General features: G+C 69.8%; 19 protein-coding genes. 7 read left to right on the top strand and 12 right to left on the bottom strand.

All coding sequences use genetic code 11. From position 1 onward, the window contains the following. Positions 1-382: 382 nt before the first annotated feature. Positions 383-958, bottom strand: coding sequence for a helix-turn-helix domain-containing protein (locus ABZ470_RS11275; protein WP_362911221.1), 576 nt, complete (start codon positions 956-958; stop codon positions 383-385). 70 nt (positions 959-1,028) lie between these two features. Here ABZ470_RS11275 and ABZ470_RS11270 point away from each other — a divergent pair, with 70 nt between their 5' ends. Further along, positions 1,029-1,922 (top strand): NADP-dependent oxidoreductase, encoded by an 894-nt coding sequence (locus ABZ470_RS11270; RefSeq protein ID WP_362911220.1) that lies wholly within the window; start codon positions 1,029-1,031, stop codon positions 1,920-1,922. Positions 1,923-1,944: 22 nt separating this feature from the next. Here ABZ470_RS11270 and ABZ470_RS11265 read toward each other — a convergent pair whose 3' ends face one another. The 9 genes from ABZ470_RS11265 to ABZ470_RS11225 form a co-directional block, all read right to left on the bottom strand. Continuing rightward, on the bottom strand, positions 1,945-3,717 hold the full coding sequence (locus ABZ470_RS11265; RefSeq protein ID WP_362911219.1) for an ABC transporter ATP-binding protein: 1,773 nt from the start codon (positions 3,715-3,717) through the stop codon (positions 1,945-1,947). Next, positions 3,714-6,443, bottom strand: coding sequence for an ABC transporter ATP-binding protein/permease (locus tag ABZ470_RS11260; protein WP_362911218.1), 2,730 nt, complete (start codon positions 6,441-6,443; stop codon positions 3,714-3,716). The genes ABZ470_RS11265 and ABZ470_RS11260 overlap by 4 nt, the downstream gene beginning before the upstream one ends. A gap of 456 nt (positions 6,444-6,899) precedes the next feature. Next, on the bottom strand, positions 6,900-7,361 hold the full coding sequence (locus ABZ470_RS11255; protein ID WP_362911217.1) for a tetratricopeptide repeat protein: 462 nt from the start codon (positions 7,359-7,361) through the stop codon (positions 6,900-6,902). Between the two features lie 87 nt (positions 7,362-7,448). Next, positions 7,449-7,796, bottom strand: coding sequence for a DoxX family protein (locus ABZ470_RS11250; protein ID WP_362911216.1), 348 nt, complete (start codon positions 7,794-7,796; stop codon positions 7,449-7,451). Positions 7,797-8,133: 337 nt separating this feature from the next. Beyond that, on the bottom strand, positions 8,134-8,697 hold the full coding sequence (locus ABZ470_RS11245; RefSeq protein WP_362911215.1) for a GNAT family N-acetyltransferase: 564 nt from the start codon (positions 8,695-8,697) through the stop codon (positions 8,134-8,136). Between the two features lie 288 nt (positions 8,698-8,985). After that, positions 8,986-9,663, bottom strand: a complete 678-nt coding sequence (locus ABZ470_RS11240; RefSeq protein ID WP_352014052.1) for a GntR family transcriptional regulator — start codon at positions 9,661-9,663, stop codon at positions 8,986-8,988. Between the two features lie 61 nt (positions 9,664-9,724). Further along, positions 9,725-10,450 (bottom strand): alpha/beta fold hydrolase, encoded by a 726-nt coding sequence (locus tag ABZ470_RS11235; RefSeq protein WP_362911214.1) that lies wholly within the window; start codon positions 10,448-10,450, stop codon positions 9,725-9,727. Between the two features lie 112 nt (positions 10,451-10,562). Next, a complete protein-coding gene (gene hpaD, locus ABZ470_RS11230; protein ID WP_352014054.1) occupies positions 10,563-11,420 on the bottom strand; it encodes a 3,4-dihydroxyphenylacetate 2,3-dioxygenase in 858 nt (285 codons plus the stop codon). Beyond that, positions 11,420-11,827, bottom strand: coding sequence for a hypothetical protein (locus ABZ470_RS11225; RefSeq protein WP_352014055.1), 408 nt, complete (start codon positions 11,825-11,827; stop codon positions 11,420-11,422). The genes hpaD and ABZ470_RS11225 overlap by 1 nt, the downstream gene beginning before the upstream one ends. A gap of 170 nt (positions 11,828-11,997) precedes the next feature. On the opposite strand from ABZ470_RS11225, the gene ABZ470_RS11220 reads away from it, so the two are divergent. Genes ABZ470_RS11220 through hpaE form a run of 3 tightly spaced genes read left to right on the top strand, consistent with a single transcriptional unit; the run spans position 11,998 to position 15,845 of the window. Next, the gene (locus ABZ470_RS11220; protein ID WP_362911213.1) at positions 11,998-13,419 is read left to right on the top strand and encodes a fumarylacetoacetate hydrolase family protein; all 1,422 of its coding nucleotides are present in this window, start codon (positions 11,998-12,000) and stop codon (positions 13,417-13,419) included. Positions 13,420-13,467: 48 nt separating this feature from the next. After that, positions 13,468-14,379, top strand: coding sequence for a 4-hydroxy-tetrahydrodipicolinate synthase (gene dapA / locus ABZ470_RS11215; protein ID WP_362911212.1), 912 nt, complete (start codon positions 13,468-13,470; stop codon positions 14,377-14,379). Next, positions 14,379-15,845 carry a 5-carboxymethyl-2-hydroxymuconate semialdehyde dehydrogenase gene (gene hpaE / locus ABZ470_RS11210; protein WP_352014058.1) on the top strand — a complete coding sequence of 489 codons (1,467 nt, stop codon included), beginning with the start codon at positions 14,379-14,381 and terminating at the stop codon, positions 15,843-15,845. Before dapA ends, hpaE begins: the two co-directional genes overlap by 1 nt. Before the next feature lie 120 nt (positions 15,846-15,965). Here the strand turns inward: hpaE and ABZ470_RS11205 are convergent, their stop codons facing one another. Next, entirely contained in the window at positions 15,966-16,823 is an 858-nt protein-coding gene (locus ABZ470_RS11205) for a helix-turn-helix transcriptional regulator (RefSeq protein WP_362911211.1), read from the bottom strand. 164 nt (positions 16,824-16,987) lie between these two features. On the opposite strand from ABZ470_RS11205, the gene ABZ470_RS11200 reads away from it, so the two are divergent. Further along, positions 16,988-18,400 (top strand): MFS transporter, encoded by a 1,413-nt coding sequence (locus ABZ470_RS11200; protein WP_362911210.1) that lies wholly within the window; start codon positions 16,988-16,990, stop codon positions 18,398-18,400. Between the two features lie 50 nt (positions 18,401-18,450). Here ABZ470_RS11200 and ABZ470_RS11195 read toward each other — a convergent pair whose 3' ends face one another. Further along, positions 18,451-19,239, bottom strand: coding sequence for an SDR family NAD(P)-dependent oxidoreductase (locus tag ABZ470_RS11195; RefSeq protein ID WP_352014061.1), 789 nt, complete (start codon positions 19,237-19,239; stop codon positions 18,451-18,453). Positions 19,240-19,306: 67 nt separating this feature from the next. Here ABZ470_RS11195 and ABZ470_RS11190 point away from each other — a divergent pair, with 67 nt between their 5' ends. Both ABZ470_RS11190 and ABZ470_RS11185 read left to right on the top strand, forming a co-directional pair. Beyond that, positions 19,307-20,086 carry a MoaF C-terminal domain-containing protein gene (locus tag ABZ470_RS11190; protein ID WP_362911209.1) on the top strand — a complete coding sequence of 260 codons (780 nt, stop codon included), beginning with the start codon at positions 19,307-19,309 and terminating at the stop codon, positions 20,084-20,086. A 44-nt stretch (positions 20,087-20,130) separates the two neighbouring features. Further along, on the top strand, positions 20,131-20,523 hold the full coding sequence (locus ABZ470_RS11185) for a nuclear transport factor 2 family protein (RefSeq protein WP_352014063.1): 393 nt from the start codon (positions 20,131-20,133) through the stop codon (positions 20,521-20,523). Positions 20,524-20,695: the final 172 nt, after the last annotated feature.

Here is a 20,695-nt window from a genome sequence, read left to right as displayed (position 1 = left end):
CGCTGCGCTCCTGCGTTCCTCAGTCCAAGCACCGACGCGCCCAAGCCGGACACTCTCCACACCTGGCGCCGGTAAGGCCAAACCCCTTACACCTGGCGCCGGTACCCCGAACTCTTCACGCTTGGGGTTGGTGCGTATGGACCGAAACTTCTTGCGTGTGGGGGTTGGTAAGGCGCGGGCCGAAACTTCTCGTGTACGGCGTCGGCGCCTGAACTGAGGTCTCTCGTCCGTGGCACCGGGTGTGTCCGGATCGGAATCCCTGCTGATCGGCGTGTCGTCGGGTGTGCGCGGTCGCGGGGGGCGGTTCGGCGGGGGCGGAGGGAGAGGGCTTCTCACCCGGCCGGAGGTGGACAGGCCGGGTGGCGGGATCCAAGTCCGAGGGTTACCCCTTGGTGGCCGACCAGGCGGCTTCGATCATTTGGAAGATCTCGTCCACGGCGGCTTCCGGGTCGGGGGCCTCGCGGGCCAGCGCGTAGGAGTCGACCACGAACCTCGCGATCGTCCGGCAGGCCGTCGTGGTGCGTGCCAGGTCGGGATCGGCGGCGATGGCCGTCGCCAGGGACTCCGCGTGGCGCAGCCTCATCGACTCCTCGTACTCCCGCAGGGCGGGTGTCTTGTCGATCATGCCCCAGATCGGGGTGCCGCTGTTCGACGCGCAGTGGCGCACCATGGCCCGGATCTCGCGGCGCAGCGCGGGGATGAGCGGCTCCTGCGGCGCCCGGTCGGTGACCGCCTGCCTGAGGCGTCGCTCGAAGTCCTCGTCCTGCCCGAACACCAGGGCCTCTTTCGAGGCGAAGTGCGAGAAGACCGTGGTGACGGCCACGTCGGCCTCGGCAGCCACGTCCCGGATGCCCACCGCGTCGTATCCACGCTCCAGGAAGAGACGCAGGGCGGTTTCGGCGATCTTCTGGCGGGTCGCGGCCTTCTTGCGCTCGCGGCGCCCGGACGGCACGGTCATGCCGTGATGCTATCAGATACGAAATAACAACGGTTCCAAAATGCTAACCGTTAGTGCTACGGTCGGCGGCATGAGGAAAGTGAGCTTCGCCGTGTTCGGCGGCCCGGACGTCCTGCGACTCGTGGACGCCGAGGAGCCCCACGCGGGACCTGGGAAGATACGCGTCGCCGTACGGGCGGCGGGGGTGAACCCCGTCGACTGGCGGATTCGCGAAGGTCAGTTCCAGAAGGCCCGTCCGATCGAGTTGCCCGCCGGGGTCGGGCTGGACGCCTCCGGGGTGGTGGACGAGGTCGGCGCGGGCGTCGAAGGGGTCAAGGTCGGTGACCACGTGTTCGGCGAGGGTTCGAGCACCTACGCCGAGTTCGCCGTGCTGTCGGCCTGGGCCCCGATGCCCAAGGGACTGACGTTCGAGGAGGCGGCCGGATACCCCTCCGTGGTGGAGACCGCGCTGCGCGTCATCGACCAGGTCGGTGTACGGCCCGGGCAGACGCTGCTGGTCAGCGGCGCCTCCGGCGGAGTCGGATCGGCGGTGCTGCAGATCGCCCGTGACCGTGGCATCACGGTGATCGGCACAGCCGGGGCCGCGAACCAGGACTACCTACGCGGCCTGGGCGCCGTCCCCACGACGTACGGCGAGGGCTGGGTCGAGCGGGTGCGACGGCTCGGTCATGTCGACGCGGCCCTCGACCTGGCCGGCTCCGGTGTGATCCGCGAACTCGTCGAACTGACCGGGGATCCGCAGAAGGTGATCTCCATCGCCGATCTCGGCGCGCCGGAGTTCGGCGTCCGGTTCTCCGGCGTGGCCGGAAGCGTGCCGGACGCGCTCGCCGAGGCCGCCGACCTCATCTCCCGGGGGAAACTCCACATCCCCGTCGAGAAGTCGTACACCCTCGCCGAAGCGGCGGCGGCACACACCGACAGCCAGGCCGGTCACACCCGCGGACGCCGGGTCATCGTCGTCTGAACCCTCTCCTTCGGGGGCCGGTTCAGTCCGGGTCCGGGGAGAGGACCAGGTCGTGGTCGGGGGCGGCCGAGCGCAGGCGCCAGTCCTCTCCTTGTTCCTGGTGGCGGCAGAACTCGGCGAAGCGGCCGTTGGCCGCGCGCAGTTCCGCCGGGGTTCCCTGTTCGACGATCGCGCCGTCCTCGACGAAGAGCACCCGGTCCGCGTGACGGATGCCGCCCAGGCGGTGGGCGACGATGACACGGGTGCGTCGCCGTACGTCCTGGCTCAGCGCCTGGGCCACGGCGGCCTCGTTCTCGGTGTCCAGGGCGCTGGTCGCCTCGTCGATCAGCAGGATCGGCGCCGGTTTGAGCAGGGCGCGGGCGATGCTGACGCGCTGCCGTTCACCGCCGGAGAGGGCGGCCCCGGCCTCGCCGACGTCCGTACGCTCCCCGTCGGGCAGCCGCCCGACGATCTCGTCCACCTGGGCGAGCCGCATGACCTGCGCGACCTGTGCCGGTTCGGCGTCCGGGTCACCGGCGAGGACGTTGTCGCGGATGGTCCCGCCGAACAGGTACGGATGCTGGAAGACCATGCTGGACAGCCGCTGCCGGGTGGCCGGGTCGAGCCCGGAGACGTCCTGGCCGTCGATGAGGACGCGTCCCCGCGAGGCCTCGTGGAAGCCCGCGACGAGAGACAGGATCGTGCTCTTCCCCGAGCCGGAGGGGCCGACGACGGCCGTGGTCGTCCCCGGTTCGAGGCTGAAGGACAGGTCCTTGAGCACCTCGTCGTCGCCGTAGCCGAAGCCCACCCCCTGGAACTCGACGCGCGGCGCGTCCCGGCCGGGGGCCGAAGCGGCGACTGAAACAGGGGGCGCCGGGGCGTCGAGGATGGCGCGCAGGGTGTCGAGGGTGCCCCGGACGGACTCGATCGCGGGTGCCAGCTCGCTGATCACGGTGAAGGGTTCGAGGAACCGTACGGCCACCACGACGAGCGCCACGGCCTGCGGCGCTCCGAGGCTCCCGTCGAGGTGGAGCAGGGTGACGGCTCCGGCGAGCGCGACCAGCGCCACCTGACCGGCCAGGCCGAACAGCAGTTGCCCGGGGATCTGCAGCAGCACCAGGCGCAGCGCCGTACCGCGCTGCGCGACGGCGGCGGCTCCCGCGCCGTTACGGGCCGGTTCGACCCTGCGGGCGGCGCGCAGTGCCTGCTGGGTGCGGGCGAACTCCAGGACGCGCTCGGTCAGCGCGCTGTGCGCGGCCGTGTCGGCGGCGTCGGCCGCGCGGGTGATCCTGGTGGTCGCCCACAGCGCGGCCAGCAGTCCCACGACGGCGACCCAGGCGGCGGCCCCGAGTTGCCAGGCGAAGCCCGTCAGGCCGATCGCGATCACGACAGGAAGCAGGACGGCGCTCAGCAACGGGGTGAGCAGATTGGCGACGAGCCCGACCAACTCGGGGCCGCAGGCGGCGACGGCCTGCCTGGCGGTCGCCGTGCGTTCGGCGGTGAACCAGCCGAGCGGGATGCGGGTGAGCCGGTCGGTGAGGTCGCGCTGCACGGTGCCGAGCAGCGTGAACCCGATGTCGAAGCCGATACGGGACACGGCCGTGTCCACGGCCCACACGAGCACGACGCTCACGGTGAGCGCGCCCAGCCACGGCAGCGCGTCGGCCGGAACCGTGGAGAACAACGCGCCGAGCAGGGGGACGAGCAGCAGGCAGCCGACTCCCCGCAGGATCGCGGAGACCACGGCGAGAAGGGCGTACCCGACCACCTTGCCCCGATCGGTCGCGGGGACGAGCCGGACGAGGGTACGGATCATCGGGACACCTCCGCCTTGGCGGGTACGCTTCCCCGGCTGTCCCACAGCCTGCGGTAACGGCCGCCGGACGCGATCAGCTCGGTGTGGGTGCCGGTCTCGGCGACGCGGCCGTGGTCGAGGACGACGATCCGGTCGGCGTCGACGACGGTGTGCAGGCGGTGCGCGACGACGAGCACCGTACGGCCTCGGGTGAGCCGGGTCAGGGCCTGCTGCACGAGGTGTTCGGACTCGGGGTCGGCGAACGCCGTCGCCTCGTCGAGGACCAGCACCGGGGTGTCGGCGAGCAGGGCACGCGCGATGGTGAGGCGCTGCCGTTCCCCGCCGGAGAGTCCGCCGTCGCCGTCCAGCACGGTCTCGTAGCCGTCGGGCAGCCGCAGGATCCGCTCATGGATCCGCGCGTCCCGCGCCGCCGTCTCGATCTCGGCCGTGGTCGCCTCCGGCCTGGCCAGGGCGATGTTCTCCCGTACGGTTCCGTGCACGAGTTGCGCGTCCTGGAAGACGAACCCGACACGGGTGTAAAGGTCGTCACCGGACATCGCACGGATGTCGCGTCCCCCGACGGTGACGGCGCCGGAGTCCACGTCGTGGAAGCGGGCCAGCAGTCCGGCGAGCGTCGACTTGCCCGACCCCGAGGGACCGACGAGCGCGGTGACCGTACCCGGCCGCAGGGTCAGCGAGACGTCGTGGATGACGGGTTTGCCGGGCCGGTAGCCGAAGCTCACCCCCGCGAAGCGGACAACCCCCCGCTCCCCCTCCGGTTCCACCGTCCCAGGCCGGACGGCCAGTTCCTTCTCGCCGAGGACGACGGCGATACGGCGGGCCGCCAGGACGCCCGCGCGGACGCCGCCCATCCCGAGGCCGATGCCCAGCAGCCGCGCGCCGAAGGTGGTGCCGAGCAGCAGGAACGGCAGCAGCGTCGCCGCCTCCATGGCCCCGGAGACGACCATGGGCGTGCCGACGACCATGATCAACCACAGGAAGGTCATCGGGCGGGTGACCAGGTCGATGAACGTCTTCCTGCCGATGAACGGCCGCTGCCAGCCGTCCAGGAAGCCGATGTAGGACTCAAGCTCACGCCGGAAGGAGGAGGCCGCGACGCCGCCGAACATCCGGATCACCGGCTGCCCCGCGAAGAAGGCGGCCGACTCGTTGCCCATCCGCTCCGCCCACCGGGACGCCTCGGCGATCTTCGGGCCGCTCTGGAACATCATCGCGGCGAAGGCGAAGAGATACACGATGATCGGGACGAACAGGACGAGCGCCAGCCGCCAGTCGGTCGCGAACAGGTAGACCAGCACCGCGACCGGGGCGACGACGGCCGCGACCCCGTCGGGGATGGCGTGCGTGACCAGACCGTGCAGCTCCAGTGTGTCGTCCTGCACAAGCTTCTTGACCGCCCCGGAGCCACGCCGGGTGAACCAGCCGAGCGGCAGCCGTACGAGCTTGCCGAGCAGCCGGTGACGGACCCGCGCGCCGAACCGCGCGTCCACGACATGCAGCCACACCGTCAGCGCACCGCCCAGCAGCGCTCCGGCGCCGAAGACGACCAGGAAGGCCACGGCGGTGCCCCACAGCCGGTCCCCGTCGGCCCCCGCGAGCAGCAGCCGCGCCAGCTCCGCCAGCAGCACGAACGGCGCGAGCTGCACCAGCGTGACGACCCCCTGCACCACCCCGGCGACGATCATCGCGGTCTTCACCGGCGCGAGCAGCTCCTTGGCCGCCTGCGACCGCCACCGCCCCTGCTTCTCCCGAGCGGCCTGCGCGGCGGGAACCGCCCCACCAGGCTTCACGCCCGACGCCGACTCGGCGGCCTCCCGCCCGGTTCGCACGTCCCGCACCGCGGAAGCCGCCCCACCAGACCGTACGGCCTCCCGCCCATCAGGCCGCTGCCCGACGGCCTTCTCCTCAGCAGGCCGTACGGCCGACGCCGTGACTTCCCGTTCGGCGGATACCTGCTCGGTGGCCTTCTCCTCGTCGGTACGGCGCAGCGAACCCATGGCCCTGCCGTACGTCCAGTAGGCCTGGGCGTAGGTGTCGGCCTTGGGGAAGCCGAACCTGTCACGCAGGGTCCTGCGCAGGTGCTTGAGGGAGCCCGCCTCGGTCGCCGCCCAGGCGTACCAGTTGGACCAGTCACGCTCGTCGATCGCGGCGGCCAGCGAGGTCTCGCCGTCGCGGGGCACCCACCGCACCCGCAGCCCCGGATGGGAGGCGAGCGGGATCAGCTCGTCCTCCTCGTGCTGTTTCTCCAGGTAGAGCGCGATCTCGGCGTCGTCGGGCAGCGCGGCGACGATGCCGTTGATCGCGGGCACCGAGGCGGGGTCGCCGACCAGCAGATATCCCGCAGGCGGCTCGTCCGGTACGGCGAAGCGCGAGGAGCCGAACGACATCACCTGGACCTCGTCGCCGGGCTCGGCCCTCCTCGCCCACACGGTCGCCGGTCCCGCGGGCTCGTGCAGCACCACGTCCACGGCGAACTCGCCGGTCTCCGGCTCGCACGAGACGAGGGTGTAGGCGCGCTGATGCTCCCTGTCGGACCCGGTGGGATCGGGGAACCAGAACCGCAGCCACGCGGTGGGGCCGACGGTGACGTTCTCGAACAGGGTCGGCGCCGACATGTGGATCCGTACCATGTGCGGCGTGACCATGGACGTCCGCACCACGGTCGCCACATGGTCACGAGCCCCGAAGCCGCGCATGACGGCTCCCTGGAAACCCCGCGCGGCCATCACCGCGCCCCCTCCGTAGCCCTCATGGCCTTCAGGCTCTCGGCAGCCCGAGGCATCGGGTTCACCGTGACCGTCGGTCTCGCCGTGCTCCCGACGACCGTCCCACGGACCACCGCCGTCATGCCCGGCGCGTATCCCCGGCGCGACGGCGAGGTGATCCTCCCTCCGACCCCGGTCTTCTCGATGTCGCGCGCGGTGGTCCGCCCGGGACGCCCGACAACTCGCCGTTGCGACACCACCGCGCCCCCTAAGGTAAGGCTAACCTTCGTTAGGGGCATAACCTAACAGCAGCACGACCTCCCAACCACCCCCAAACCGGAGAATCCACCACTTACGTCCAGCTTTCCGGCTAATCCCGCCACAAGTCGAAGGTGACGTCGTGACACACACCAGCGCGGAGGGCACCTCGCCACCGGCGGCAAGGTGTGCTCTCGAATCCCGGCTTCAGCCGCGCGGTCAGGTGGTCTCGCCCAACTGTTCGGCCAACCGCTCCAGGCCACCTCTGATGAGCCGCCCGTACCCGTCGTCGTCGAGCGCGCCGACCCCCGCCCGCGCCTGCTGGAGATGCTCACGAGCGCGGTCGAAATCGCCCAGCTTGCGGTAGCACTCGCTCAGGTTCAGATGCAGCGACGGATACAGACCGGCCACCGAAAGGGGTGACCCGGCCTGGGCCACCCGCTCGTCGGTGAGGAGATCGGCGGCGGCGAGCGCCCGCAGATCCCACGTCAGCTCCTGCCGCACGTCGTCCTGGACGTCGGCCATCGAGTGGGCGAGGACGCAGACATGCAGCGGGTCGCCCTGTTCACCGCCGATGTCGTCCCAGATCCGCGCGAACATGTCGCGAGCGGCTTCACGTTGGCCCTTGTGATGCAACTCCATCCCCTGGCCGATCCGGGTCATCGTCGGGTCTGTGGTCACAGTTACTCCTTCGCCATCACGGACAACCGCGGTCAGCCTATTTCGACCCTCACCACCCCGTGAGGGCCGAGCGGACACGTGCCGCTGTCAGGCGAGGTGTCCCAGCGCCAGGGCCGCGACCACCGGGCCCATGTACAGCAGGGGGAAGACCACGGTCGAGTACGAGCGCGCCCTGAGCACGGTGACGACGGCCCCGGCGAAGTACAGCACCAGGCCGATCCCGGCCGCCACGCCGACGACCGGCACGAACAGGCCGGCCAACAGACCTACGGCCCCGGCGGCCTTGGCCGCGCCGAGCCAGGTCCACCACGAGCGGGGGACACCGTAGTCCATCAGCGGCTTCACGACCCATTCGGCGCGGCGCAGGAGGGAGAAGGCGGAGAAACCCACCCAGAGGGCGGCCAGGACGGTGACGACGGTGGCGGTGGTGGACATGGGGACACTCCCTGTTCGGTGCTTCTTGTGGCACCGATCCTGTAGGTCCCGGTTGATGGTCCCGCGATGCGCCGACGATGCGCGGCCTCCCGACCGGCCCGGCTCAAGCGACACCCCGTTCCGCCCAAGAGCCGAAACTCACTCAACGAGCGCCCCGCCCACACTTTCGCACCGCCACGAACCCTTCAGGGCGATGAGGGACCCGCCGCCCCAGACCACCCGGGCCGGATCGTGCTCACCCGGTTGCGAACCCTTCAGGGTGATGAGCAGGCCGGTCACGGCCTTTACGGCCCGGCCAGCGGAGGCACGTCCGAAAGCCCCGCGCCCACAGCGGTGATCAGGCCTTGAAAGTGGACAGGCGTGTGACGCAGAGGGCCTGTTCGGCGTCGAATTCCTCGAACGTGGTGGTGAGGTGGAAGCCGAGGCGTTCGGCGAGTTTCAGGGATCGTTTGTTCGCGGTCTGGGTCACGAGGACGACCGGCTGGTCGGGGAACTCCTCGGCCGCCGCGCGCAACGCGGCCGTCGCCGCCTCGAACGCGTACCCCGCGCCCCACGCGCCGCGCCGCAGGACATAGCCGAGGACCAGTTCCTCGCCGTCCTCGGTGACCCGCTGCGGGTGGTCGGTCCACCAGCGGGCGAGCATCAACGTCCCGATGACCTGGTTCGTCGTGTTGTCCGCGATGACATAGTTGCCCGGTCTGGTCGTCGCGCCGGAGGCCATGACCTCGTCGAAGTGCCGCTCGACCTCACCCAGAGGACGAGGGCCACCGATGTACGTCTGGACCTCGGGATCGGTCGAGAGCTCGACGAGTCCTTCACGGTCGCCATCGTGCAACGCCCTGCGCAGCAGGAGTCGCTCCGAGAAGACCTCCGCGACGGAAAGCGCAGGCAGCTGCTTCATGACCACGACCCTAGAACACGGCCCTTTTCCACAGCTTCCGCACTTGCCCACCCCAGAAGGCCGCCACGCCCCTACTCACCCCCTCTCCCGACGCCCAGCGTGAGGAGTTCGGGGTACCGGCGCCAAGTGTGAGGAGTGTCGGTTCGGGTGCGCCGGCGCTTGGACTGAGGAACGCAGGAGCGAAGCGACGGAGTGACGAGGGAAAGCGTCGGCTCGAAGCACCCGAACCCGCGGCGCCGAAGGCGGCGCAAAGAGACACAGCCCCGCGCCGCCGAAGGCGGCGCAAAACTACACAGCCGTCACATGGGCGTTGTGCAACGCCTCGGCCGTGGCGATCTTGTGGGCGCAGGCCACCCGTTCGATCTCCTCCGCCGGGGCGCCCATCGAGATCAGGTCGAGCATGTGCTCGTGCTCGACCACCGAACGCCGGGCCCGTCCAGGAACGTAGGTGAAGCTTGAACGTCGCATGTGGTCCAGCCGCGCCCACTCCGACTCAAGCAGGTTGGCCAGGTGGTCGTCCGGACAGTACTGGTAGATCGAGAAGTGGAACTGCCGGTTGAGGGCCGTGAAGGAGGTCGGGTCGAACTCCTCAAGGGCCTCGACCATGCGGGCGTTGATCTCCCGCGACTCCTCGATCTGCTCGGGCGACATGAGAGGGGCGGAGATCGCCGTGGCGTATCCCTCAAGCCGGGCCAGGACGTTGAGCGTGTGCTCGACCTGGGTCGAGTCGAAGACGGCCACGCGTGCGCCGATGTTGCGCACGACCTCGACGAGTCCCTCCGACTGCAGTCGCCGTACGGCTTCGCGCAGCGGGATCGTGCTGACTCCGGTCTCCCTGGCGAGCTGGTCCATGACCAGCCGGTAGCCGGGGCCGTACGTTCCGTCGAGGATTCGTGAACGGAGCAGCCCGTAGCTGATCTCCGCCTTCGACTCCTTGGCCTTGGCGGTCTTCTTGACCACTCTCACCGGTGTCCCCTCATCCTTAACCCTGGGCCGCTGCCCTGGTGGGCGCCCGCCCCGTTGGTGATCACCGGCTCAGCGCCCTCACGACGATGCCACGGAACTCGGCACCCGTGAGCGCGCCGAAGTGGTCGCCCGGGACGGTGAGCAGCTCCGCTCCGTCTACCAGACCGACGATACGCTCGATTCCGTTCGTCATCATGTCGTCTTGGCCGACGACGAAGACCGGCGGGGTCTGGCCGGGCCATCCCTTCGGGTCGAACGGGCTCCCGGCCAGGCCTTCGACGACGAGCGCGAGACCCGGCGCCCGCTCGGGGCCACGGGAGCCGACCATCCCGGCGATCATCCCGGTGAAGGGGTCCTCGGGCTGCACGCCCTCGGCGACGGCCTTGTGGAGGGCGGCGATGTCCACCATGGTGAAGGGCTCGACGGGGCTGAGCCCGCCGAGTACGGCCCGGCGCACGCGCTCCGGAGCCGCCTCGGCGACCGCCCAGCTGAGCCTGGCGCCCAGCGAGTAGCCCGCGATGTCGAACGTCTCGACGCCCGCCTCGTCCAGCACGGCCAGGATGTCGCGTGCCTGCGCCGGGGCGCCCGCCTCCTCGGCGGAGTCGGAGGCGGGACTGGCGCCGTGGGCGCGCAGGTCGACCACGACGGCGGTGCGCCCGGCGTCGTTCAGCGCGGCGACGGTGCCCGGCGCGACCCAGTCGGTCTCGCCGTCGGAGGCGATGCCGTGCAGGAGGAGCACGGGGGGCAGGTCGACGGGGTGGTCAGAGGGGAAAACACGAGAGGCCAAGCCCTGTCGGTCCTGCATTGGTCGCGTACTCCTCGAAGAGTCTTTCACATACGATTTCTTATCGTACTGCACGTCTCCGATCTCCGCCGGAAGACGTCCGTACCCCTGGGGATCAGGAGACCTCGGCGGGCAGGGGGAAGTCGACGACCACCTGGCCGGTGCCGCTGCTGCCGAAGTACGGACAGAGCTGCTCGCCGTTGCCGGTGTAATTCTCCCAGCCGAGCAGACCGAAGAGCATGGCCGTGTCGGCCATGGCGCCCTCTCCCGTGCAGCGCTTGTTGTAGTCGGGCAGCATCTCCAGGAACTCGGCCGTACGGCCCTGCGTCCACATGTCGAGGACGCTGATGTCCACCTGCCGGTTGATCTCGCTGCTCACGTCGTCGAGCATCGACTCGGCGATCTCGTTGGCCGGGAAGGCGTGCGACAGCGAGCCACTGGCCAGGAAGGCCACTTTCCTGTCACTGCGGCGGATGGCCCGCATCAGCGCCTCGCCGATCCTGCGGTTCTCCTCGATCGTGGAGTACATGTTGCAGCCGATCGGCAGCACCCGGATCGAGGAGTCCTTGTTCATGAAGTACATCGGCACGAGAGTGGCGTACTCAAGGCCGAGGTCGTTGTAGTCGTGGACGCGTGCCTTCTGCCCGCCCGCGACGATCTCCTCACGGACCAGTTCGGCCAGCTCGGGGTCGCCCTGGTAGTCGTAGGCCAGGTCGTGGATGAAGTGCGGCAGCTCGTGGCTGACGTAGGTGGCCTGGTGGCGTTCCTTGCCGTTGAGGTGGAAGCCGATGCTGTTCAGCCAGTGGGTGTCGGCGACCAGGAAGGTGTCGGCCCCACGCTCGTGGGCCCGCCTGCCGATCTCCGTGAGTGCCAGCTCGGCGTTCCTCCGGATGCCGAAGTGCTTACCGGGCTGAATCGACAGCCAGATCGACGGCACATGCGTGATCTTGGCCGCCATGACGAGCTCTCCCATCACGACCCTCCCAGGTGTGTCCAGACGCCCTTGACTTCTGTATAGGCGACGATGGCGTACGGTCCCATCCCCCGGTCGTGGCCGCTGGTCGCGGCATCCGGGACATGGATCATGTCGGTGAGGACGGCTCCGGCCCTGTCCCCGGCCGTCGTGCGGTGGGGGGTGGACAGGTCCCTGGTTCGGACGAAGGCCGTGGCGAAGGTCGCGGGGCCGTACTCCGAGGTGCTGGCACGATCCACGATGTCGTGGGGGGCACCGGGGTCGTTCTCAGACAGTATCCGGACGATCGGCCGGTGTGTCCTCCGGGGCGTCACCGCCCGAACGCGGGCCGTACCCGCCGCGAAGAGGCCGTCGGCGGCCGTGCGGGACACGGGAACGCGCCCGTCTCCGCTGGCCAGGTCCGTCATCTGTCGATCTCCTCGGGTCCGTCCGGTGCTCGTGTTCCCCCGCGGTGGGTCTCACAAGCCCGAACACCTCCAAATCATGTACGAATTCAAATATCTTTGTCTATAGCCCGACGTGACCTCATCGCGTATCATGCATGATGTCGTATACGATTTAACTCAGGGAGGTGGCCGTGGATCACCCGCTCGGCCTGACGCCAGGAAAGATCATCGCGGTCCATCTCAACTACCGCAGCCGAGCGGCCGAGCGTGGGCGTACCCCGGCGGTCCCCTCCTACTTTCTCAAGCCCGCCTCCTCACTGTCCTGGTCGGGTCGGCCCGTCGTCCGGCCCGCGGGCTGTGAGCTGATGGCCTTCGAGGGTGAGATCGCCATCATCATCGGCACCCGGGCCCACCGGGTCTCCCCCGAGGAGGCGCTCGGCCACGTGGCCGGTTACGCCGCCGCCAACGACTTCGGGGTCTACGACTTCAAGCACGCCGACCTCGGCTCCAACCTCCGCGCCAAGGGCCAGGACGGCTACACGCCGATCGGCCCGGCCATCCTCAAGACGGACGACCCGTCGAAGCTGTGGCTGCGCACCTACGTCAACGGGGACCTGGTCCAGGAGGCGTGCGCCGACGAACTGCTGTTCGGCTTCGACCTGCTGATCGCCGACCTGTCCCGGCTGATGACGCTCGAACCGGGTGACATCATCCTGGCCGGCACCCCCGCGGGATCGACCGTCGTGCAGCCCGGCGACGTGGTCGAGGTCGAGCTTGAGGACACCGGCAGGCTCCGCAACGAGGTCGTCGCCGACGAGGGCCCCCTGCCCCCCTACGGCGTGCAGCCCAAGGTCACCGACCAGCTCAAGGCCGCCGCGTACGGCTCGACCCCCGTCCCCGGCGCCGAGAAGACGGGCGTCCTCGACGAGGACCTCATCGCGGCCCTGAAGTCCGTCTCCACCGCGACGATCTCCTCCCAGCTGCGCAAGCGGGGCATCGACCACCACTTCATCGAGGGCGTCAAGCCCGCCAGGCCCGACCTGCGCATGGTGGGCGTCGCCAGGACGCTTCGCTACCTCCCGCTGCGTGAGGACGTCTTCGCCGAGATCGGCAACGGCATGAACGCGCAGAAGCGCACCGTCGAGGAGATCCAGCCGGGTGAGGTCCTGGTCATCAGCGCCAGGGGCAACCACGGCGCGGGCACGCTGGGCGACATCCTCGCACTGCGCGCCCTGCGCCGCGGCGCCGTCGGCGTGATCACCGACGGCGGTCTGCGGGACAGCCCCTCCTTCTCCAGCCTGGACATGCCCTCCTACTACGGCGTCGCGCACGCGGCCGTGCTCGGGCGCAGGCACGTCCCGATGGACTCGCAGATCCCGGTGGACTGCGGCGGCGTGCTGGTCATGCCGGGTGACGTCCTGGTCGGTGACGCGGAGGGCGTTGTCGTGATCCCGCCCCGGCTGGTCGCCGAGGTCGCGCGCGACTCCGTCAAGCAGGAGAAGGAGGAGCGCTTCATCTACGAGCGAGTCGACGAGGGCGCCTCTGTCGACGGCCTCTACCCGATGAACAAGGCCTGGCGCCAGGTCTACGAGGAGCAGGCAAGCGCCGAGTGACCCTGACCCCCGCGAAGACCGACCTGTAGCAGCACAAGGAGTGATCACATGAAGTTCCGTTCGGATCCCGCGAGCATTCGCGGGTCCCTCGCCCCCGTGGTGACCCCGTTCACCGCGACGGGCGAGCTCGACCTCGACTCGCTGCGTGCCCTGGTCCGCTGGCAGCTCGAACAGGGCTCCCACGGCATCTCGATCGGCGGCTCGACCGGTGAGCCCGGCGCGCAGAGCGTCGACGAGCGGATCGCCGCGATGGCAGCCGTCGCCGAGGAGACCGCCGACCGCGTGCCGTTCCTGCCGGGCACCGGCTCCGCCAAGCTCGACGAGACCATGCGCCTGACCGCGGAGGCCGAGCGTCTCGGCGCCGACGCCGCCCTCGTCATCACCCCGTACTACGCGCGTCCCACCCAGGAGGCGCTCTACAGCTGGTACTCCACGGTCGCCAAGGAGTTCCCCAGCCTGCCGATCGTCATCTACAACGTCCCGTCGCGGACCGCGGTCGACATCGCCCCCGAGACGGTGGCCAGGCTCCGCCGCGACCACGACAACGTCGTGGGCATCAAGGAGACCACCAAGGACTTCGAGCACTTCTCCCAGGTGCTCCACAAGTGCGGCCGTGACTTCCTGATGTGGTCGGGCATCGAGCTGCTCTGCCTGCCGCTGCTCGCCATCGGCGGCGTCGGCTTCGTCAGTGCGGTCGCCAACCTGGCCCCGGCCGCCGTCGCGAAGATGTACACCGCCTATGTCGAGGGCGACCACAAGACCGCCCTCGACCTGCACTACGCCCTGCACCCCCTGGTCGAGCTGCTGTTCGTCGAAACGAACCCCGCCCCTGCCAAGTGGGTCCTGGAACAACGCGGTCTGATCGCCTCCGGTCATGTCCGCCCGCCTCTGATCACGCCCACCGACGCGGGGATCAAGCGGATCAACGAACTGCTGGCCCAGAGTGAGGGAGTGGCTTGATGAACCTGCAGCACTACATCGGCGGGGAACATGTCCCCAGCGTCTCCGGCGCGACGTTCACCGCCCTTGAGCCCGCGACCAACGAGGAGTACCTGACGGTCTCCGCCGGTCAGGCCGAGGACATCGAGGCCGCGGTCGCCGCGGCCCGCAAGGCCTTCACCGAGGGCCCGTGGCCGAAGATGCCGGCCCAGCAGCGCGCCGGCGTCCTGCGCAAGATCGCCGACGCGATCGAGAAGCGGGACGACGAGATCGCCTCCCTGGAGTGCCGGGACACCGGTCTGCCGATCACCCAGGCCCGTGGCCAGGCCCACCGCGCCGCGCAGAACTTCCGGTTCTTCGCCGACGTCATCACCACCCTGGGTGAGGACGTCTACCGCGTCGCCTCCGCCCAGCTGAACTATGTGATCCGCAAGCCCATCGGCGTCGCGGGCCTGATCACCCCGTGGAACACCCCGTTCATGCTGGAGACCTGGAAGCTGGCGCCCGCGCTCGCGGCCGGCTGCCCGGTCATCCTGAAGCCCGCCGAGTGGTCCCCGCTGTCGGCCAGCCTCCTTCCGGCCATCATGGAGGAGGCGGGCGTGCCCGCCGGTGTGTTCAACATCGTGCACGGCATCGGTGAGGAGGCGGGCGCCGCCCTGGTCGCGCACCCCGACGTGCCGATCATCTCCTTCACCGGTGAGACCACCACCGGCCAGATCATCATGCGCAACGCCGCGGACAACCTGAAGACGCTGTCGATGGAGCTCGGCGGCAAGTCCCCGCTGATCGTGTTCGACGACGCCGACCTCGACCGCGCGCTCGACGCCGCCGTCTTCGGTGTCTTCTCCCTGAACGGCGAGCGCTGCACGGCCAGCTCCCGCGTTCTGGTCCAGGACACCGTCTACGAGGAGTTCGTCCAGCGCTTCGCCGAGCGCGCCTCCCGCGTGAAGGTCGGCGCCCCGGACGACCCGGCGACCGAGCTGGGCGCGCTGGTCCACCCCGAGCACTACGCCCGGGTCATGGAGTACGTCCAGATCGGCATCGACGAGGGCGCCCGTCTGGTCGCCGGTGGCTCGCGCCCCGACAGCCTGCCGGTCGGCAACTTCCTGTCGGCCACGGTGTTCGCGGACGTCTCGCCGAAGATGCGGATCTTCCAGGAGGAGATCTTCGGCCCGGTCGTGTGCGTCACGCCGTTCTCCACCGAGGAGGAGGCGCTGGAGCTGGCCAACGACACCCGGTACGGCCTGGCCGCCTACCTGTGGACGAACAACCTGCGCCGCACGCACAGGCTCGCCCAGCAGATCGAGTCGGGCATGCTCTGGGTCAACTCCCAGAACGTCCGTGACCTGCGCACCCCGTTCGGCGGCGTCAAGGCCAGTGGCCTCGGCCGTGAGGGCGGCAAGCACAGCATCGACGTCTACACCGAGTCGCACATCGTGCACGTGGCGACCGAGGACCTGCCGATCTCCCGGTTCGGCGTCTCCTGACCCTTCTCCGGTCCGGCGCCCCTGGCCCGGACCGTTCCCGCCGGGCCGTACCCGGTCCGGCGGGTCGTGGTCCTTCCGGCCTCCTGCCGGCCGGGAGGGCCACGGCCGGTTCCTCCGGCGTCAGAAACCGACGGAGCTCACCATGCTCCGCAGGAGTTTCAGCGCGGCCTCCGAGGAGCCGCCGGGCTTGGCGCTGTACATCAGCACGCGGTGGCCCGAGTCGTCCGGCAGGTGCAGGACCTCGAACTCCAGGGTGAGGTCGCCGACCTCCGGGTGCTGGAAGCGCTTGGTGCCGGAGGCGCAGGTCGCCACCGGATGCCGGGACCACATGGCGGCGAACTCCGGGCTCTTCATGGACAGCTCGCCGATCAGCTCCGCCAGCTCGCGGTCGTCCTGGTAGCGGCCCGCCACGACCCTGAGCGAGGCCACCGCACGGATCGCCTCCTCCTCCCAGTGGACGTGGAGGTTGCGGTGGTGCGGGTCGAGGAAGAGCATCCGGGCCAGGTTCGGCCGGTCCGCGATCCGGTCGGGGGCGTCGAAGGCGTGGTGCCCGGCGAGAAGCAGGTGTCCGAGCCTGTTCCAGGCGAGCACCTCGTTACGCCGTCCCAGCACCACGGCGGGAACCTCACCCATGGCGTCGATGAGCTGGCGGGTGCCGGGCCGTACCGTGGCGGGCCTGGCGGGTCTGCGGCGTTTGGCGGGGACCGGCCTGGCGAGGTCGTGCAGGTGGGCGCGTTCGTCCTCGTTCAGGTCGAGCGCGCGGGCCAGGGAGTCGATGACGGCCTCCGAGGCGTTGGCGCTCTGCCCCTGCTCCAGCCGGGTGTAGTAGGTGGCGCTGACACCGGCGAGCTGGGCCAGCTCCTCCCGGCGAAGGCCCGGCACACGACGCCTGCCGTAGGAGGCGACGCCCACTTCCTCTGGCTTGAGCCTGCTTCGTCTCGTGCGGAGAAACTCCCCGAGTGCCGTGATGTCCTGCATGAAGTCCATGGTGCCCGGTTTATCCGGGCCGTGCCTGTCCCTGCCGGTGCCAGGCAACCGGTGGGTAGGAGCTTCTGAGGCCTGGTTGCCGATCCCGGTCCGATCGATGGTGGTGAACCGAAAGCGGAAGCCACCAGCGAGAACGGACCCTCGACGTGCCAAGCGTGGACCAACGGACCCGGCCCAGGATGACGACCAGGCAGCGGCTCACTCTGACCCTGCTGCTGAGCGCGAGCTTCACCCTCGCGGTCGACTTCTCGATTCTCAACGTCGCCCTGCCGGAGATCGGGGAGAGCGTCGGTTTCTCCCTGCGGAACCTGCAGTGGATCGCCACCGCCTTCGCGCTCTGCGCCGCGGGGTTCACCCTGCTGTTCGGGCGCTTCGCCGACCTCTTCGGACGGCGCAGGATCTTCCTGTCCGGCATGGCGCTGCTCGGCGTCGCGTCCCTGGCCGGTGGCCTGGCGACCTCTCCCGAACCGCTGCTGATCGCCCGTGTCGCCCAGGGGCTGGCCACCGCCGCCGTCACTCCGGCGGCGCTCTCCCTGCTGACGACCGCCTTCCCCGAGGGGCCGCTGCGGGAGCGGGCGCTCGGCCTGAACGGCGCCCTCATGGCCGCGGGCTTCACCACCGGGGCGATCCTGGGCGGCGTCCTCACCGACCTGCTCAGCTGGAGGTGGGCGTTCTTCGTCAACGTGCCGGTCGCGGTCGTCGTGCTCGTCCTGGCCCCGTCCACGCTCACCGAGACCCGGCCCGCGGAACGGCCGAAACTCGACCCGTTGGGGGCGGTCGCGGTCACCTCGGGCCTGCTGGCCCTGATCTACGGACTCACCACGGCGGGCGAGCGTTCCTGGAGCGACCCGGCCGTGCTGGGTGCCCTGGGCGCCGGCGTGCTGCTCCTTGCCGCCTTCTGGATGATCGAGAAGCGTGTCGCCGCGCCGCTGGTGCCGGTCGCGATCCTGAAGCGGCGCAGTGTCGGTCTGGGCAACGTCGCCGGGCTGCTGGCCTTCGCGACGGAGACCTCCCTGGTCTTCCTGCTCACCCTCTACCTGCAGAAGGTCCTCGGCTACTCCCCGCTGGGCGCCGGTCTGGCCTTCGCCGTCCTCGGCGTGGGCACCGTACTGGGCGGGATCGTCGGCCCGAGGGTCATCGGCGGGATCGGCGGCGCCAGGGCCGTCGTCGCGGGCCTCGTCGTCCAGGCGGCCTCGACCCTTCCGCTCGCTCTGCTCGGGCCGGAGCCCGGCTGGATCGCCCTGCTTCTGGTGGCGACCTTCGCCGGTGGGGTGGCCAACCTGGTCGCGATCGTCGGGTTCATGGTCACCGCGACCTCCGGGCTTCCCGACGGGGAGCAGGGGCTGGCGACAGGTCTGGCCACGATGAGCCAGCAGGTCGGCATCACCATGGGCATCCCGGTCATGAGCGCCGTCGTCGCGGCCTACGTCCACGCCCAGGGTGGGGAGGGTGCCGGGAACGTGCTCGGCGGAGTGAGCGTCGCGGTCGTCGTCAACGCCGCCCTCTGCCTGGTCACGGCGGTGGTGGTCGCCCTCTTCCTCCGCGCTCAGGAGCGACCGGCCTCCTGACCCGTACGGTGCCCGGCGTGAGCCGCCGGGCACCGTACGGGCGTCGAGGATCAGCCGAACGCCAGGGTCGGCAGGTCGACGGCCATGGCGCCGCCGTCGGCGACGATCACGGAACCGGTCATGATGGCCGACTCGGCGGAGCCGAGGAACAGGCAGATGTCGGCGATCTCCTCGGAGGTGGCCGGGCGGCGCAGCGGGACGTCCTTGGTGACCAGGTCGTAGGCCTCGTCACGGGTGATGGCGTCGCGGGCGGCGAGCTCGTCCATCTGGTGGTCGGCCATCGGGGTACGCACCCAGCCGGGACACAGGCAGTTCACCCGCACGCCCTTGGGGCCGTAGTCACGGGCCAGCGACTTGGTCAGCCCCACCAGCGCGTGCTTGGTCGTGACATATCCGCATACGTTGGGTCCGGCGGCCAGACCCGCGATCGAGGAGACGATCACGATGCTTCCCTGGCTCTCGATCAGCGCGGGCAGCGTCTCCCGACAGGTCACGAAGCAGCTGTTGAGGTTGGCGTCGAGGCTGAGCCCCCACGACTCGTCGTCGGTGTCCGCGACCCCGGAACCCCCGTGTCCACCGGCGTTCGCGACGACGATGTCGAGCGAGCCGAAGCGCTCACGCGCCAGGTCCGCCGCCGCCCGCATCTGGGCGGCGTCCGTCGCGTCGGCGGCGAAGGCCACGGCCGCGTCTCCGAGCGGAGTGGCGACCTCGGTAAGGAGCGCCTCTCTCCGACCGGTCAGAACGACTCTGGCGCCCTCTTCCACGTACCTTCGGGTGACAGCCGCGCCGATTCCCGTACCGGCCCCGGTGACCAGGGCGACCTTACCTTTTAGCCTCATCGGCCTACTCCTTTGCAGCTAGAAGCTATATGATTTCATAGATAACTTCGCGTAGGAAGGAGTCGTAGTGACCGCCGAAGTAGACCGGCCAGACGGCTGGAAGAACATGGACGACTTCGCCGCCGGGATCGACACCAACCGAATTCCGGTCTCCGACGTCCTCGCCGGCACCGAGGTGAGCCTGACGTTCGACGACGGGACCACGACCACCCTTTCCTTCAAGGACGCGCACAGTGTGAGCGTCGACGGCGGTGCCGCCGACTGGTACGAGGCGATCGCCGTACGCGACGATCTCTTCTTCGTTCACTGGACCCAGGCCTCGCAGCCCCGTGAGGCGTACGTCGTCGTCCTGCACACCGCGACCGGGCGCGCCCTGCGCATCGTCTCCATCGTCGCTGAGGAGCGGACCCCCGGCGAGCCTCAGGTCTCCCAGACCTTCACCCCCGGAACCATCGACGGTCGTGAGGTCACGGGCGAGGCGCCCGCACCCACTCGTGACCTGATCGGCAGGCGGGCGCTGTACCGTTACAGCCCGAACCACCTCTACGAACACGTCTACCTCAGTTCCGAACGCTACGCCTGGCAGTGCCTCGTCGGCGAGCAGCGCGGCCACGGTGACGTGGACATGGCGAGCACCTGGAAGATCGCCGAGGACGTCTACGTCTTCACCTTCAGGGAGTTCCTCATCCCGGTGGCCGCGACCTGGCTGTACGACTGGGCCGCGCTGCGCTCGGTCGGCTCCTTCCTCGGCATCTCCGGCGAGGGAGACATCAGGAACTCCGGCGGCGGCGCCTACATCCAGCCGCTCGGCCAGGTGACCTACCCGGACGGCGGAGAGCCCGTCTGAGGACAAGCGCTGTTCAGCGAAGCGAAGTGAAGTAAGGAGAGGCAATGAGCAAGAACCTCGACGCGGTCCGCGCGTCATACGAGGCTTCGGCGGCGGGTGACGTCAACGGCATCCTGGGCCTGCTCGGCCCCGACGCCGCGTGGACCGAGATGGCCGGTTTCCCGTACGCGGGCACCTACATCGGCCCTGACGAGGTGCGCGACAAGGTCTTCGCCAGGCTCGGCGGCGAGTGGGACAACTACCAGGCGGTTCCCGAGGAGTACGTCGACGGCGGCGACACGATCGTCGTGATCGGCAACTACCGGGGCACCTACCTCGCCACCGGCAAGTACATGGACGTCCGCTTCACGCACGTGTGGCACGTCAAGGACGGCGTCGCCACGAAGTTCGAGCAGTTCACCGACACCGCGCTGGTCCAGGAGGCCCTGCGCCCGTGACACGGTGCCTGTGACAGGGCGCCCATGACGCGGCCGGTGACACACCTCGTGTCACCGGCCGTGTCACATGGCCCGCCGGGTTCGGGCCGACCGGTTACCGGCCCGGCGGGGGCCCCCCCCCGCGGGCCAGCCCCACAACCGGCCAAAACGGCCAGAAAAGCCCCACCGGGCG

Origin of the sequence: Streptosporangium sp. NPDC020072 (assembly GCF_040631445.1) — a bacterium.
GTDB lineage: Bacteria > Actinomycetota > Actinomycetes > Streptosporangiales > Streptosporangiaceae > Streptosporangium.
The sequence above is the reverse complement of the archived record's forward strand: the minus strand, read 5'-3'. Positions and strand labels throughout refer to the sequence as shown.